We start from the raw sequence: 14,070 nt of genomic DNA, 5'->3' as shown, positions 1-14,070 counted from the left end.
TTCGACGACGACGGGAACCCGCGATGACCTAGTGGTTGTCGCGCGGCAGGCCCTTGGTCTGGGCGATGCGCTGGTACTTCACCGCCGGTTCAAGCACGGCGCCCGTATCCATCTGGCCGACGACGGCGCGCTGGATTTCCTGCCAAGGCGTCTGGCTCTCCGGATACGCATAGCCGCCGGCGGCCTCGAGCGCCTTGCGCCGCTCGACGACCTCCGAGGCTGAGACCAGGACATCGACGCGGGACTTTCGCAGATCGAACCGCACCCGATCACCCGGACCGCAGCAAGGCGAGCCCCCCCCCAGCCGCCGCTTCGGGCGAGGCGTTTAGAATCGAAGGCGATCCAGAAGTGCCCGACTGGCGGCCGTCGCCGATGCACGGCAGCTGGTGGATGCCCTGTTTGATCAGGTAGTCCGGCGCTCGCATGTTCACGACCTCGGCCGCGCCCGGATAGCCGATCGGGCCTGCGCCGCGCATGAACAGGATGGAGTTTGCGGTGATCCCCAGCGTCGGATCATCGATACGGTGATGGTAATCCTCGGGCCCGTCGAAAACGATCGCATTTCCCTCGAAAGCGTCGGGATCGTCGGGGTTCGAAAGGTAGCGCGCGCGAAACTCTTCGCTGATCACGCTGGTCTTCATGATCGCGGAGTTGAACAGGTTTCCGCGCATGATCGCGAAGCCGGCGCGCTCCACCAGCGGACGCGAGAACGGACGAATCACGTCCTCATCCTCGATGACGGCGCCCCGGTATTGCTCACCGATGCTTTGACCCGACACCGCCTTGGCGCCTTCGTGGATCAGGCCCTGCGCGATCAGTTGCCCGAACACCGCAGGCACACCGCCGGCGCGGTAATAGTCCTCGCCCAGATACTCGCCAGCCGGCTGCAGATTGACCAGCAGCGGCACGTCCTTGCCCGCCGTCTCCCAGTCCTCGAGCGCCAGGTCCACGTCCATGTGGCGGGCGAGCGCGTTGAGGTGGATCGGCGCATTGGTCGAGCCGCCGATCGCGGAGTTGACGACGATGGCGTTCAGGAACGCCTCGCGGGTCAGGATGTCCGAAGGCTTGAGGTCTTCGGCCACCATTTCGACGATCCGAAGACCGGTGCGGTAGGCGTTCTCCTGGCGGTCGCGATATGGCGCCGGGATAGCGGCGGAGCCGGGCAGCGACATGCCGAGAGCCTCGGTCAACGAGTTCATCGTCGTGGCCGTGCCCATGGTGTTGCAATAGCCGGTCGAGGGCGCGGAACTGGCCACGAGCTTGATGAAACCGGCGTTGTCGATCTCGCCGGCGGCCAGCATCTCGCGCGCCTTCCAGACGATCGTGCCCGAGCCGGTGCGCTTGCCCTTGTGCCAGCCGTTCAGCATCGGACCCACAGACAGCGCGATCGCCGGAATGTTGACCGTCGCCGCGGCCATCAGGCAGGCCGGCGTGGTCTTGTCGCAGCCGATGGTCAGCACCACGCCATCCAGCGGATAGCCGTACAACAGCTCGACAAGGCCCAGATACGACAGGTTGCGATCAAGGCCCGCCGTGGGCCGCTTACCGGTCTCCTGGATGGGGTGAACCGGAAACTCCAGCGCGATGCCGCCGGCGCTGCGGATCCCCTCGCGCACGCGCTCGGCCAGCACCAGGTGATGCCGGTTGCACGGCGAGAGATCAGAGCCCGTCTGGGCGATGCCGATGATCGGCTTGCCCGACTGCAGCTCCTCAAGGGTCAGGCCGAAGTTCAGGTAGCGCTCCAGATAAAGCGCCGTCATGTCGATGTTGTCCGGATTGTCGAACCAGGCCCGCGAACGGAGCGCGCGGCGGGGGACGTTAGGGACGCTCATGACAACCCTTGAGGAGCAGAAACCGGCGGTCGCGACCGTCGGAGAAGGACCCGGCATGGCCGCGTCGGCTCACCACCGCCTCGCTTATCGCATTTGTCTGACTATACCGGACACCCTAGAGCGTCAATGCGGAGGCTGCGCCTTTTGGAGGCGCGAGATTGCCCCACGCCTTTAAGCCTTCATCGACGCGCGCGTATCGTCCAGGGCCAGAGTCACGAGCCGCTCCATCGCCTCACGCGCCTGATCCTCGCGTCCGGCGGCGATGGCGTCGAACACCTTCCAGTGATCCGGGACGGGATCGCGCGCGAGATTGCGCGAGCGCTGCTTGAAAATCGTGGTCCAGCGCACCGCAGCGCCGATGCTGCTACTGAGGGTGTAGAGCGGTCCGTTCGCCGTCGCTTCCAGCACCGCGTCGTGGAAATCGCGATCGGCCGCCTGCCCCGCTTCGGTGGCAAGCGTCTCGTGCTGCATCACGACCAGCGCCGCGCGCATGCGTTCCAGTTGCCCCTGGTCGCGACGCTTTGCCGCCAAAGCCGCAGCGGCGGGCTCGACGATCATGCGCAGCTCATAAAGCTCCTGCAGAAAGGACTCGCTCGGCTCGGACTCGAAAAACCAGGACAAGACCTCCGGGTCCAGCAGGCGCCAGCGCGCGCGAGGGCTGACGCGGGTTCCGGTCTTCGGCCGACTCTCCACCAGACCCTTGGCGGCCAGAATACGGATGGCCTCGCGATAAGCGCTGCGCGAGACTTGGAGCCTTTCGCTGGCCTCTATCTCGTTGGTCAAAATATCGCCGGGCTGGTGCTTGCCCGAGACGATCGCCGCGCCGAGCGAACGGGCGATCGCTCCATGAAGACGACCGGAGGCCACGTCTTCGCGCTCGATCTCGCCGCCCGCCTCTTCGCCCCTCGCCTTGGCCACCCGCTCGTCGCTCCAGAATGTTCAGCGGGGACCAGCAGGCCCGCGCGACGGGACTCTAGGAAGAGTGCCCCGTCCAGAACAAGGGAATTCGACCAGCCGCCGCCACCCCGGTTTGACACATCAGCTGAGGCCGTTATTTGTCGGACTATTGTTGATCTCGGGAGATCAGGCCGGTGGTGCTTCGATTCGCGCAGCTGAAGACGCCGAAGGGCGAGCGGCGGCTGGTCGCTATCGACAACTCGCGCAGGGCGCGCCGTGTCGAGGTCGCCGATACGCTCTATGAGCTCGCCCAGGTCGCCATACGGGTTGATGCGACGCTTTCCGAGGCGGCTCAGGCCCGCCCTCTGGGCGAAACGGTCGACTTTGACGCCGCGCTCGCTGAGGGCCGCGTTCTGGCGCCCATCGACCATCCGGATCCGGCTCACCTTTTGATGACGGGAACCGGCCTCACTCACCTGGGATCTGCTGAGAGTCGCGACCAGATGCATAAGGCCGCCCTCGCACATCAAGGAGGCGCGGACGAGCCGCTGACAGACTCCCGGCGGATGTTCCTGATGGGCGTCGCCGGCGGCAAACCGCCCGCTGGCGAGATCGGCGTCCAGCCCGAATGGTTCTACAAGGGCGACGGCTCGCAACTGGTCGCTCCAGGTCACCCCCTGATCTCCCCCGCCTTCGCCGAAGACGGCGGCGAGGAACCGGAGATCGCCGGCGTGTACATTGTCGGTCCCGACGGTACGCCCTATCGCCTGGGCTATTGCCTCGCCAACGAGTTCTCCGACCATGTCGTGGAACGGGGAAACTATCTCTGGCTGGCGCACTCCAAACTCCGCAACGCCGCGCTCGGTCCTGAGCTCCTGACGGGCCGCCTGCCCGACGAGGTTCATGGCGTAAGCCGGATCATCCGCGATGGTGAGGTGGCCTGGGAGCAGGCCTTCTTATCGGGCGAAGGCAACATGTCCCACGCCTTGGCCAACCTTGAGCACCATCACTTCAAGTACGATCTTTTCCGGCGCCCTGGCGACCTCCATGTCCACTTCTTCGGGACCGGCACGCTCTCCTTCGCCTCCGGTTTCCAAGCTCAGGAGGGCGATATCTTCGAGATCGAGGCGACGCCGTTCCACTACCCCGCACGCAACCGTCTGGCGCGCGCGCCCAAACGTATGACGACGGTCAAGTCACTGTAGAGCGGTCCGACCGCCAAGAACGACAACAAGGGAGAGAAAGATGACGCTCAAGACCATCGCCCTGTGCGGCGCGACCTTGATGCTCGCTGGCGGGGTCCAGGCGGCCGAGCTCTCGCGGAAGCCCTTCGGCAAGCTTCCATCGGGCGAGGCGGTCGAGGCCCTCACCCTGACCAACGGCGCCGGCGTCAGCGCGACGGTGATCACGTATGGCGCGACCTTGCAGTCACTGATCGCGCCGGGGCGCGACGGCGAAAAAGCGGACATCGCCCTAGGCTTCGCAGACGCCGCTGGCTACGCCAGCAACAACAGCTACTTCGGGGCCAGCGTCGGGCGGTTCGCCAATCGGATCGGCAAGGGGCGCTTCAGCCTGGACGGCAAGACTTACCAACTGGCGCTGAACAACGACGGCGTCGCGGCGCTGCACGGCGGCGTCAAGGGCTTCGACAAGGTGGTCTGGAAGGTGCTGGAGACCAAGACTGGTCCGGTCGCATCCGTGACGTTCGGCTATGTGAGTCCCGACGGCGAAGAGGGTTATCCGGGCACGCTGACTGTCACGGCGACCTATGCGCTGGACGAACAGAACCAGCTGACGATCACCTACGGCGCGACGACCGATAAGCCGACCATCGTCAACCTGACCAACCACGCGCTCTTCAACATGGCCGGCGAAGGCGCTCCTGAAGGCGCGATGGGCAATGTGCTGACCATTCCTGCGGATGGCTACACGCCGGTCGATTCTGAACTGATCCCGACCGGCGCGGTCAGCCCTGTGGCCGGGACCGCCTTTGATTTCCGCAAACCGGCGGTGGTCGGGGACCGCATCCGCGATGCGCGCGATCCCCAGTTGGTCATCGGGCGCGGCTACGATCACAACTACGTTTTGAACGGACCGTCGGGTGGCGCTCCGCGACTGGCGGCACGCCTGTCAGATCCCAAGAGCGGCAGGGCCCTTGAAGTCCTGTCCACCGAGCCCGGCCTGCAGTTCTACGCCGGCAACTTCATGAACGGCTTGATGGTAGGCAAGAGCGGTAAGATGTACCGCCAGGGCGACGGCATCGCACTGGAGCCGCAGCATTTTCCGGATGCGCCCAACAAGCCGCAATTCGCATCGACGCGGCTCGATCCCGGCCAGACCTACCACAACACGATGGTGCTCCGACTGAGCGTCGACCGCTAGCGCGGTCAGGACCAAGTGCGCGGCTCTCTGAGCGCCTCGTCGATCAGGCGCTGCGCCGTCTCCACGCGGCTTTCCCCCGCACGCGGATCAGAGGCCAGAAGGCGCTTGATGCGCGCTTCCCGCGCCTTCGCGCGCCGGGCGTCGGCCAGGCGCTCGTCAATCACGGCCATGCTCAACCGGATGCTGTCACCTTGGACGGCGAGTCGTCGCTCGAGCTCGGCGATGGTCTGGCGACTGTGCTTGAGCGCGACAAGGGCCTCGTCGCGCTGATCAATCGCGCGCCGCAGCGCGTTCTGAATCTCACCGAGACGCCCATGCGCGGTGATCGCTCGCACGACCAGGAATGTCGCACCCGCGACAGACAACAGCCAAAGCAGCTTCACCCACAGGTGCGCCTGGCCAGCGGCGGCGAGACTCTCCATCACCCTACCCTACGAAGTTTGAGGCCCTAGACCCCACCTCGACCAAACCGGACTTCGTTGATCGTCGTCGTCGCGTAGCGCAGGACATCGTTGACCACGCCCGACAGGGTTTCCCCCGTCAGATCATGCTCACGAGCCCAGACATTCACCGCGTGGCGCAGGAACGTGGAAGCCACCTCCGAGGCGCTGTCTTCGCGCGCGGCGGCGATCGCCGAGTTCGAGATCAAATCTTGGTCCAGGCTCATGCTCGGCTCCTCTGCGCGGTTGGCGCAACCAACGTCACGCCATGGCAATCTCGAAAAGGCGGACCCAGCCGGCGGGTGGCCAGGTCCGCAGTCGGTTCACGCGACCACCACCCCTGGCGTAGTCCGGCGGATCCCGCCTCTGGGAAGGCGCGAACCGTTTCGTCTCCACAAGGCGCGACGCGGTCGACGCCTGCAGAGTGTTCGAGATGACGCCGTCTGGATGTGAGGATTTGCACAGCCCGCCGATCCGGCGTCGAAAATGCGCCTAGATCACACGGGTCAGGCTGAAGATCGGCGTCGCGGGAAACCCCTTGCGCCCTTGGGTACGTCCCACATAGCCACAGCGGACCTTGTCGCCATGGAAGGTCGCCAAGGCCCCCGCCAACGCCTCGCTGACATAGACCGAGCCCGGCGCGACATCAGGCTCTATCCTGGCGGCCACCACCACGTGAGCGCCCATGACCGCGGGCGCCTTGGTCAGGGGATTGGTGCGCAGGTGCACGGGTCCATAATGGCCGCCGATACGAAGCCCAAGACTTCGAGGCAGTCCCAGGGCTCGCAGGTCCTGCGCCCGATGCGCCTCCAGAAGCGCCAGCGCCGCCAAGGCGGCGTCGATCGGTTCGTCGAACACCAGGAACAGCCCATCGCCCCATGTCTCGACATGGACCGGTGAAGCGGCAAGCGTCTCGATCGCCCGCGCCAGGGTCCCCAGTACCCCATCTACGAAGACAGGAATCTGATCGTCGCGCAGCGCGCCGAATCCCTGGATGTCGGCGAACAACATCGCCTTCATCGCGCGACGGGGGTCGGTCGCATCGCCCGAGGTCCGGGGCCTAGGCGCCGGTCGCTCGATCGGGATGACGGCGCGATGACGCCCGCTCCGCGACCAATAACTCAAGTCTGCATGCACCCCGGCCGGCCCGGCGCCCGTATGCCCGTCCCAGATCGCCAGTTGCACGGCTTTGGTCGAGAGCGTCTGGGCGCGCAGGACTGCGCAACCCATGGCGAACTGGCTCGAATAGGCGAAGACCTGTTCATCGCCGCGATAGGGATCCGCAGACGCGTATCGCACTGAGGTGGCTCTAGACAGACAGTGCTCGAAACGCTTCACCCAGGCCTCGCCGAAAGGCGCGACCGACACCGCGATGAACGACTCTCGCTCGACAGGCAGCACGACGTGGAGTTCAGCGCCTGCGGCCAGTAGCGCCTCGGCGAAAATGATGTCAGCGCCCGCCGCCAATCCTCCATAGCCGAAGCCGACCTTTTCAGCTGCGAGCAGTTCATCAACACGCTGGCGCAACGCCGGGCCGCGCAACGCCACGCCCGACATGTCGAGAATGTGCCCCGTGAAGTGGGCGCAAACCGGCGCACGAAAGGGCTCGAGCCAAGCGGTGTCCGCGCCGACCTCGCGACACAGCATATCGAACTGCCGCAGAGTTGAGGCATGCGCCGCATAGGCTTTCGGCGCGAGCGCAATGGCTTGGGCCATGGCGTCACGGGCCGCATCTAGATCATCGGTCAAGAAAAGCGCTTCGGCGCGGCTCGCCGCGTCGTAATAGGCCCCCTCCCCCGTCAGACCCGCCGGCGGGGGCATCGCCAAGGCCGCCCTCGCCCGCTCTGCGGCGCTCAACGCATCGCCGGCGACGCGCGTCATGGTCGCGGCGTTGATCGCCCCGTAGATGCCGCCAAACAGTCGAAACAGCTTCTCGTATTGGCGGATCGACGCCTTGGCGAACGCCGCCCGCCGAGCCCCCCGGGTCGCCAGCGCAACATCCTTGAGCAGGCGCGCGCCAAGCGCGACCGCGTCATGGTCGTTGGTATGGCCCAACCCAAGCCGCGCATATTCCAACCGCGCGAAATCGAGGGCTCCAGCCCGCGCGAGGCATAACACGGCGAAATAGGCGGCTTGGTTGCCGCCTTCCCCGGTCTCCAGCGCAGCGCGGGCGATGTCGTAGGCCGCGAGAACCTCGCCTCGCCCTATGAGGGCGACCACATGCTCGCGGTCAAACATCAGCCGGGATCAGGGAATGCGGCCCGCGCCGTTTTCGATGTCCGGATCAAGGTCGATCTTCTGACCGCGCGAGTCCATCATCAGCAGACTATAGGTGTACTCGCCCATCCGCTGATCCTCATAGATGATCTTGAAACGGGAACGCGGCGCCGGATCGCCGCCGTCGATCGAGTAAGGCACCCAGACATAGCTCGAGAAGTTCACGCCGAAATCGCGATGGACCTCGATGGGTCGCCGCTGAAACGACCAGCCCGCATTGATGAGCTGATCGCTAAGCGTAAACACCAGTTCGCAGCGCTCGGTCAGATCCAGAAACAGGCGCCTGGGCCGTCGCGGATCCACAAAGTTCATGAAGCAGTAGTTCTCGTCCAGGCCAATGACGAGCTCGACAACTTTTCCGGGTGTTGGTTCGGTCATTTCAGCACTCCCGATTGAGGGGGCCCACCTGCGGGCGACTCTCGCCAAAACGCAACAAATCCCGGATGCGCGTATCCCTCTTGTTTGAGGTCGCGCACAATCCGCGCGGCCGTCTCCCGTTCGCCGACCGCCGCATAAGCGCGCGCCAGAACATCCAGGCTAGCCGGCGGCAACGCATTGCGGCGTGGCGAAAGGGCCTTGATGGCTGCGCTGGGCTTTCCGTCGACCAATTGGGCCAAGCCGAGAAGATCAGTGCGACCAAACGCTGTCTCGCGGTCCCCCTTCGACGTCTCCAAAGCCTCGACAAGGCTCTCGGCCGCCCTTTTGGCGGTCGCGACATCACCCACGCTCAGGGCCAGAACAACCGCCTGGCGGGCCAAGCGTCCGTCAAGATCGGGACGCCAGCTCCCACCCTCCTGGCCTTTTCGGGTTCGCGCCAGATTCGCGAGCGCCGCAGCATGCAGCGACCTTGCCTGGACCGGTTGACCAGACCAGATCGCGAAGTCGATAAGGTCCAGCTCCCCGACCAGAACATACTCCCGCCAGCGCGTGTTGGTGGGGTCCAGAGCCGCCAACTCCCGCAAACGGTTCATCGCGACCTTTGACCGACTCCGCGCCTCTGCGACGCGACCCAAGTCGAGTTCAAGCCGGGCCAGGCCCAGCTGCGTGGCGACGCTTTTGGCCGCCAGTCTCTGGTCTGTCGGGAAGGCCGCCTCGCCCTTCGCCAGCAGCTCGGCTGCGGCCTTGCGTTCGGCGAACGCTTCGCGCGGCTTGGCCATCAGGAGAAGGCTGTCGGCCACCCAAGCCCGCGCGTTCGCCGAGTCCATCAGTCGCTGCTTGTCGGTCGGAGCCCTGAGACGCTCAGCCTCGAAGATGTTGAACGCAGCGCGGAACGACGCCAGCGCCTCACCGGCGCGTCCCTCTTCAAAGAGCAGCGTGCCGAGGTTGTTTTTGGCGTAGGCCACCTCGATGCGCCAATCCGCGCGATTGGGATCGATCACGACGAGGCGCTGGGCAAGCTCGGCATAGCGTTTGAAACCACGCTCGGCTTGCGCGATCTCGCCCCGACGCCATTCCATATAGGCGAGCCAGAAAACGTTCTGGGCTTCGTCAAAGACCCGATCGCCATCATTGGGAGACCGCTCCACCAGGGCGTGCGTGGTCGCGGCGGCCTGGGCGAAGGCGTCCTGCGCGCCCTCCAGATCTCCGCGCTGCTCACGGATCGTGCCCAGGAGGGTTTGCGCCTTGGCCCGCTGAGCCAGCGCCTTGTCGTCGAGCTGATCGCTTTGCGCCTTGGCGTAGTACGCCAGAACCTTGGCGCTCACGCCGTCGAGGAGGTCGAGCCGACCGACGGGCTCCAATTGCTCACGGAGGTCTCCCAGCATGTAGGCGACAAGCGCCTCGGTCTCGTCGCGTTGCTCACGCGCGATCTGGCGCGACTTCAAGGTCAAGACGGTCATCGCCCCCATGCCGACAGTGATCGCCAAAGCAACACCGCTTACCGCTGTCATCAGACGTAGCCTCCGACGCGCGTCACGCTGCACCAGCCGATCAAGGCTGACCCCCAACAGCCGCGCGGCGATCTTCAACTTCGCCAGCCTGCGGCCGTCAGCGTCCTGCCGCAGATCCACGGCCAGCGGTTCGACGCCCTCGGGAAGCGCCGCTCGCAACGCCGGGGGCAGGAGCTCCATCAGGGGAAGGCCTTCGGGCGCGCCGGGCGCGATGACGCTGATCACGTGATCCGCGCCCCTCAGCGCCAGGAAATGCGCGACTTCCTTGTCCACCCAACGGGAAGTCGCAGCGTGGGACGAGCAAAGGATGATGAGGGTGTCGGAACGATCCAAGGCGTCGAGGATCGCCTCGCTCAGATCGGCCGCCGCCGATAACTCGTCGCGGTCCCGAAAGATCGGCTTAAGGGCATTCCCGGACGCCTCGCCGAGCCCGGCCCGCAGACCGGCGGGCGGCCGATAGCTCTCCAGGGAGCGATGAAGCCATTCCGCAGCTTTGCGGTCGTGATGACTATAGCTGATAAAGGCCTTGTAGCGTTGTCGGCTATTCATCATCGCCCCCAGATCGACAGCGCAGGAGCGTACCAGATGACTGTGATTCCTCCGTCGGCTCAGCGCGTCGGAACCCATACGCCGAACGGGGGGACGCCTGAAGACTATCGGACCAACAAGCTCTTTCGATACATGAGCCGCGACGAAGTCGATGCGCTGGGGTCGCGCCTCGAGCAGCTGCGGTTCGGCAAGGGCGAGATGATCGTCCAGCGCCGCGACCAGGATGAGGGGATCTATCTCCTCCTGGAGGGCGCGCTCCTGGCCAACCAGTACGCGCGTTCGGGCCGTGAAGTCGGCTATCGGCGACTGAGTCCCGGGGCCTATTTTGGCGAGATCTCAGCCATCGATGGCCTGCCCCGATCCGTCAATATCGTCGCCGTGGAGGACGTTCGCCTCGTGCGCCTGCCGCCGCGCCTGATCCGGGACTTGTTCGAGACCTCGCCACGCTTCATGCGCGCCTTGCTTGAGGACATGGCTACGCTGACCCGGTCCTTGACGGACCGCCTGTTCGAACTGACAGCGGTCTCGGTCGCCTGCCGCGTGGACATCGAACTGCTGCGCATGGCCTCCATCGCCAGCGAAGATGGACGGACGGCGATCATCCACCCCTGCCCCACGCACGCCGAGCTCGCCGTTCTCGTGGGCAGCCAACGCGAACCTGTGACCCGCGAACTCAATCGCCTGGCGGGCCTCAAGATCGCCCGCCAAACCGGCCGCTCGCTTCATGTCCTCGACATGGACGCGCTGGCCCAGGAGGTCGAGCGGATCGGCGGAGAGCTTTAAACAGCCGTGGCGTGGCGGGTGACCGTGGCGGGCAGACGGTCATCGAACGCGGCCGCGACCACGCGCATCAGGCGACGCGCGTCTTCAGGGATGGTGACGACGGCGCCGTCAAGGGCGCAGAGGCCGGCGACCTCGATCGCCGCCAGACTGGCGAGACTTCCCGCCAGATGGTCGGTCGAGAAGCCATGCGCCTCACAGATGGCTGCAACATCGACCGTCATGTCGCACATCAGTCGCTCGATCACGGCTGCGCGCAGACGGTCCTCATTACTGAACGCCAGGGCGCGCCCCAAAGGCAACTCGTCTCGGGCGATCCTGGCCGCCCAAGCGTCGGTCGGGGTCAGGTTCTGGACAAAGCCCTCACGGAACTGGCCGATCGAGGAGGGGCCGATGGGAACCAGCACTGGCGCAGGATCATCGGTGTAGCCTTGGAAGTTGCGCCGCAGCCGCCCTTCCGCCGCGGCTCGGCTGAGGGGGTCATCGGGCAAGGCATAGTGATCGAGGCCGATCCGGACATAGCCCGCCTCGGTCAGCGCCGCATCAGCCGCGTCCGCCTGCGCCCACCGGCCATCGATATCCGCCAGATCCGTCTCCTGGATCATCGTCTGGTGCTTCTTCATCCACGGCACATGGGCGTAGCCGAACACGGCGATCCGATCCGGGCGCAACGCGACGGCTGTTTTCGCCGAAGCATAGACATTCTCGACGGTCTGCCCCGGCAGTCCGTACATCAGGTCGAAGTTCAAGCCGCCAACCCCGACAGCGCGGAGACGCTCGACAGCCGCAGCAACCTGCTCGAACGGCTGAACGCGGTTGACCAGCGCCTGGACGGTCGGATCGAAGGTTTGCACACCGAGGCTCACGCGGGTGACACCCGCCTCGCCGGTCGCGTCGACAAACGCGTCTGAGAGCATTCCGGGGTCAAGCTCGGCGGCGATCTCTGCGCCGGGTCGAACTCGGAACGCCGTCTTCAGCTGGGCCACCATGCGCTTGAAGTCCGAGGGACTGAGGGCGTTCGGGCTGCCGCCGCCGAAGTGGAGATGCGCCAGCCCGTCGTGTTCTCCCAGCCGCCGAGCCGTCAGATCGATCTCGCGCGCCAGAACATCGGCGTAGGTCCCGACCCGTTCATAGGTATGGGCGATCGAGGTGTGGCACCCGCAGTACCAGCAAAGCCGACGGCAAAACGGCACGTGGACATAGACCGACAGGTGATCCTCCGGCCTAGTCTTGGCGAACCAGTCCGGCGCTTGCGTCACTTGCGCGGCGTCGAAGGCGACGGCCGTAGGATAGCTGGTATAGCGCGGCAGGTTGCGCTCGGCGTGCGCCCGTTGGACGGACGAAAGAACGGTCTGGGTCATCATCTGGCGGGCTGCTCTGCGGGCGATTGTGGTCCGGGGCGTCGATACTAGTGCGCTGCTATGGCGGTGCGGCCGCCACGGCGCCGCTCGCGCTCAGCCTGGCTGAAGCTCTCGCCGATCGGGTTGTCGATCATGGGGTCCGGCCGGGCCAGTTGCGCCAAGCCTTCGGGCTCGCGAAGCGTCACCGTGGAGCCGTCGATCTCGACACCATGCGGCCCGAGACTCGCGAAGGCCCGCGAAAGGTTCTCAGGCGTCATCCCAAGCAGCGAGGCCAAAACCCGTTTGCGGCAAGGCAGCTTCACCACCGCTCCACCGCCCTGCCTTTGATGCTGCGCCAGGAGATAGCTGACCAGACGCTCCCGGGCGGTGCGGAGCTTGTTGTTCTTAAGGGAGCGAACCGCTCCGCTGAAGCAGCCGGCGAGCTCTTCCGCCACCGCTCGCCCCAGCCCGGCGTCCTCTTCAAGCGCCTGCCTGAAAGCGTCTCCCGGCACCATGAGGATCAAACTGCCCTTGGTGGTTCTGGCCGTCATGAGGCTGGGACCGTCCAGAACGATCGAAGCCAGGCATAGCGTGGCGCTGGGCCATAGCAGGGCCAAGGTCGACTCTCGATCGCTGGAGTTTCCTTCCAGTTCGATCGCGCCCTCAAGCAGGACGAAGAGAAAGCTGTCCGGCTGTCCCTGGGTTGTCAGCTGCGAGCCACGCGGAAAACGCTGAAGAAAGGCGCCGCGCATCAGCCGATCAAAAACCCCGTCGTTCACGGCTTCGAAAAGCGGCAACGCCCGAATGCGAAGGAGATCAGGGGCTTCTAAGGACATGAGGTGGCGCTCCCCAGCTTGATACCCCCTTCATGCGCGGTTCCTGGCTGCGCGACCTTGACGCCGATCAATCGCCGCCACGATCTCCGTCACGTCTGGTCCTGACCGCACAAAGAAAAGCTCCCCGCCGGCGAACGACGGGGAGCCAGAGGACGGACGACCGGGGACGTCCGCCGGGGGGTTAGAATTTGCGCGACAGGCCGATCGAGGCGACGACCGGATCGAGGTCGACCTTGGCCTTCAGTGCGCCGCCGTTGATCTTGGCGTCGGTGCTGAAATAGACCTTCTTGACGTCGGCGTTCACCAGCCAGTTGTTCTTCATCTTGATGTTCACGCCGGCCTGCAGGGCGTAGCCGACACCGTCGTCCACCTTCACGGTGAAGCCGTTCTTGTTCTTGTCGCTGTAGAACAGCATGTAGTTCAGGCCCGCGCCGACATAGGGGCTGAACTGAGAGGCCGGCAGCGGGTGATATTGCAGCGTTACGACCGGCGGCAGGACCCAGGTCTTGTGAACCAGCACGTCGGTGCTGGGGCCCTGAGCACGGATGTTGTGCTGCGTGGTGCCGAGGATGGCCTCGACGGCGACCTTGTCGGTCAGGAAGTAGGTGAAACCCAGGGTCGGCTTGATGTCGTTGCCGACATGCGCCTTCAGGCCCGAATTGGCGCCCGCGGCGGTGAGGATGGCGGCGTCCTTGGCCGGCGCGACCTGCGTCAGGCGCGCATGGACGATCAGGTCGCCCTTGGCGTTCGGCGTAAAGTCTTGAGCCTGGGCGGCGCCGGCGGCGAGCGCGCCAAAGGCGACGAGCGAAAGAGCGAGCTTCTTCATTGTCTATCCCCAATTCCCGCGA

Annotated in this window: 12 protein-coding genes and 1 pseudogene; 3 read left to right on the top strand and 10 right to left on the bottom strand. The window is 65.3% G+C overall.

Annotation, left to right across the window (positions count from 1 at the left end; all coding sequences use genetic code 11):
• Positions 1 to 28: 28 nt before the first annotated feature.
• A pseudogene (locus OVA11_RS10225) lies at positions 29 to 1,832 on the bottom strand (IlvD/Edd family dehydratase).
• 171 nt (positions 1,833 to 2,003) lie between these two features.
• Entirely contained in the window at positions 2,004 to 2,750 is a 747-nt protein-coding gene (locus OVA11_RS10220; protein ID WP_010919296.1) for a FadR/GntR family transcriptional regulator, read from the bottom strand.
• Between the two features lie 173 nt (positions 2,751 to 2,923).
• Between OVA11_RS10220 and araD1 the strand changes: the two genes are divergently transcribed.
• Both araD1 and OVA11_RS10210 read left to right on the top strand, forming a co-directional pair.
• Complete coding sequence (gene araD1 / locus OVA11_RS10215; RefSeq protein ID WP_268067276.1) at positions 2,924 to 3,934, top strand: AraD1 family protein; 1,011 nt, start codon at positions 2,924 to 2,926, stop codon at positions 3,932 to 3,934.
• 40 nt (positions 3,935 to 3,974) lie between these two features.
• Positions 3,975 to 5,111, top strand: coding sequence for an aldose epimerase family protein (locus tag OVA11_RS10210; RefSeq protein ID WP_268067275.1), 1,137 nt, complete (start codon positions 3,975 to 3,977; stop codon positions 5,109 to 5,111).
• A gap of 5 nt (positions 5,112 to 5,116) precedes the next feature.
• Here the strand turns inward: OVA11_RS10210 and OVA11_RS10205 are convergent, their stop codons facing one another.
• The 5 genes from OVA11_RS10205 to OVA11_RS10185 all read right to left on the bottom strand — a co-directional run bounded on the left by OVA11_RS10205 (position 5,117) and on the right by OVA11_RS10185 (position 10,266).
• Positions 5,117 to 5,536 carry a hypothetical protein gene (locus OVA11_RS10205; RefSeq protein WP_268067274.1) on the bottom strand — a complete coding sequence of 140 codons (420 nt, stop codon included), beginning with the start codon at positions 5,534 to 5,536 and terminating at the stop codon, positions 5,117 to 5,119.
• Positions 5,537 to 5,559: 23 nt separating this feature from the next.
• A complete protein-coding gene (locus tag OVA11_RS10200; RefSeq protein ID WP_268067273.1) occupies positions 5,560 to 5,778 on the bottom strand; it encodes a hypothetical protein in 219 nt (72 codons plus the stop codon).
• 265 nt (positions 5,779 to 6,043) lie between these two features.
• Positions 6,044 to 7,789: an adenylate/guanylate cyclase domain-containing protein gene (locus tag OVA11_RS10195; RefSeq protein WP_268067272.1), complete on the bottom strand. Its 1,746-nt coding sequence runs from the start codon at positions 7,787 to 7,789 to the stop codon at positions 6,044 to 6,046.
• A gap of 9 nt (positions 7,790 to 7,798) precedes the next feature.
• Positions 7,799 to 8,206: a hypothetical protein gene (locus tag OVA11_RS10190; protein ID WP_268067271.1), complete on the bottom strand. Its 408-nt coding sequence runs from the start codon at positions 8,204 to 8,206 to the stop codon at positions 7,799 to 7,801.
• Complete coding sequence (locus OVA11_RS10185; RefSeq protein WP_268068940.1) at positions 8,203 to 10,266, bottom strand: TIR domain-containing protein; 2,064 nt, start codon at positions 10,264 to 10,266, stop codon at positions 8,203 to 8,205. The genes OVA11_RS10190 and OVA11_RS10185 overlap by 4 nt, the downstream gene beginning before the upstream one ends.
• Positions 10,267 to 10,302: 36 nt before the next feature.
• On the opposite strand from OVA11_RS10185, the gene OVA11_RS10180 reads away from it, so the two are divergent.
• A complete protein-coding gene (locus tag OVA11_RS10180) occupies positions 10,303 to 11,049 on the top strand; it encodes a Crp/Fnr family transcriptional regulator (protein WP_268067270.1) in 747 nt (248 codons plus the stop codon).
• Here the strand turns inward: OVA11_RS10180 and hemN are convergent.
• From hemN to OVA11_RS10165, 3 genes are all read right to left on the bottom strand, one after another.
• A complete protein-coding gene (gene hemN, locus OVA11_RS10175) occupies positions 11,046 to 12,410 on the bottom strand; it encodes an oxygen-independent coproporphyrinogen III oxidase (protein ID WP_268067269.1) in 1,365 nt (454 codons plus the stop codon). The two genes, OVA11_RS10180 and hemN, sit on opposite strands and share 4 nt — an antisense overlap.
• A gap of 44 nt (positions 12,411 to 12,454) precedes the next feature.
• Positions 12,455 to 13,222: a transcriptional activator FtrB gene (ftrB, locus tag OVA11_RS10170; RefSeq protein ID WP_268067268.1), complete on the bottom strand. Its 768-nt coding sequence runs from the start codon at positions 13,220 to 13,222 to the stop codon at positions 12,455 to 12,457.
• Between the two features lie 181 nt (positions 13,223 to 13,403).
• Positions 13,404 to 14,048 (bottom strand): OmpW family outer membrane protein, encoded by a 645-nt coding sequence (locus OVA11_RS10165; protein WP_268067267.1) that lies wholly within the window; start codon positions 14,046 to 14,048, stop codon positions 13,404 to 13,406.
• Positions 14,049 to 14,070 lie beyond the last annotated feature (22 nt).

The organism is Caulobacter sp. SL161, from assembly GCF_026672375.1.
In the GTDB taxonomy this organism is placed as follows: domain Bacteria; phylum Pseudomonadota; class Alphaproteobacteria; order Caulobacterales; family Caulobacteraceae; genus Caulobacter.
This window is presented reverse-complemented; position numbering and strand designations above follow the sequence as displayed.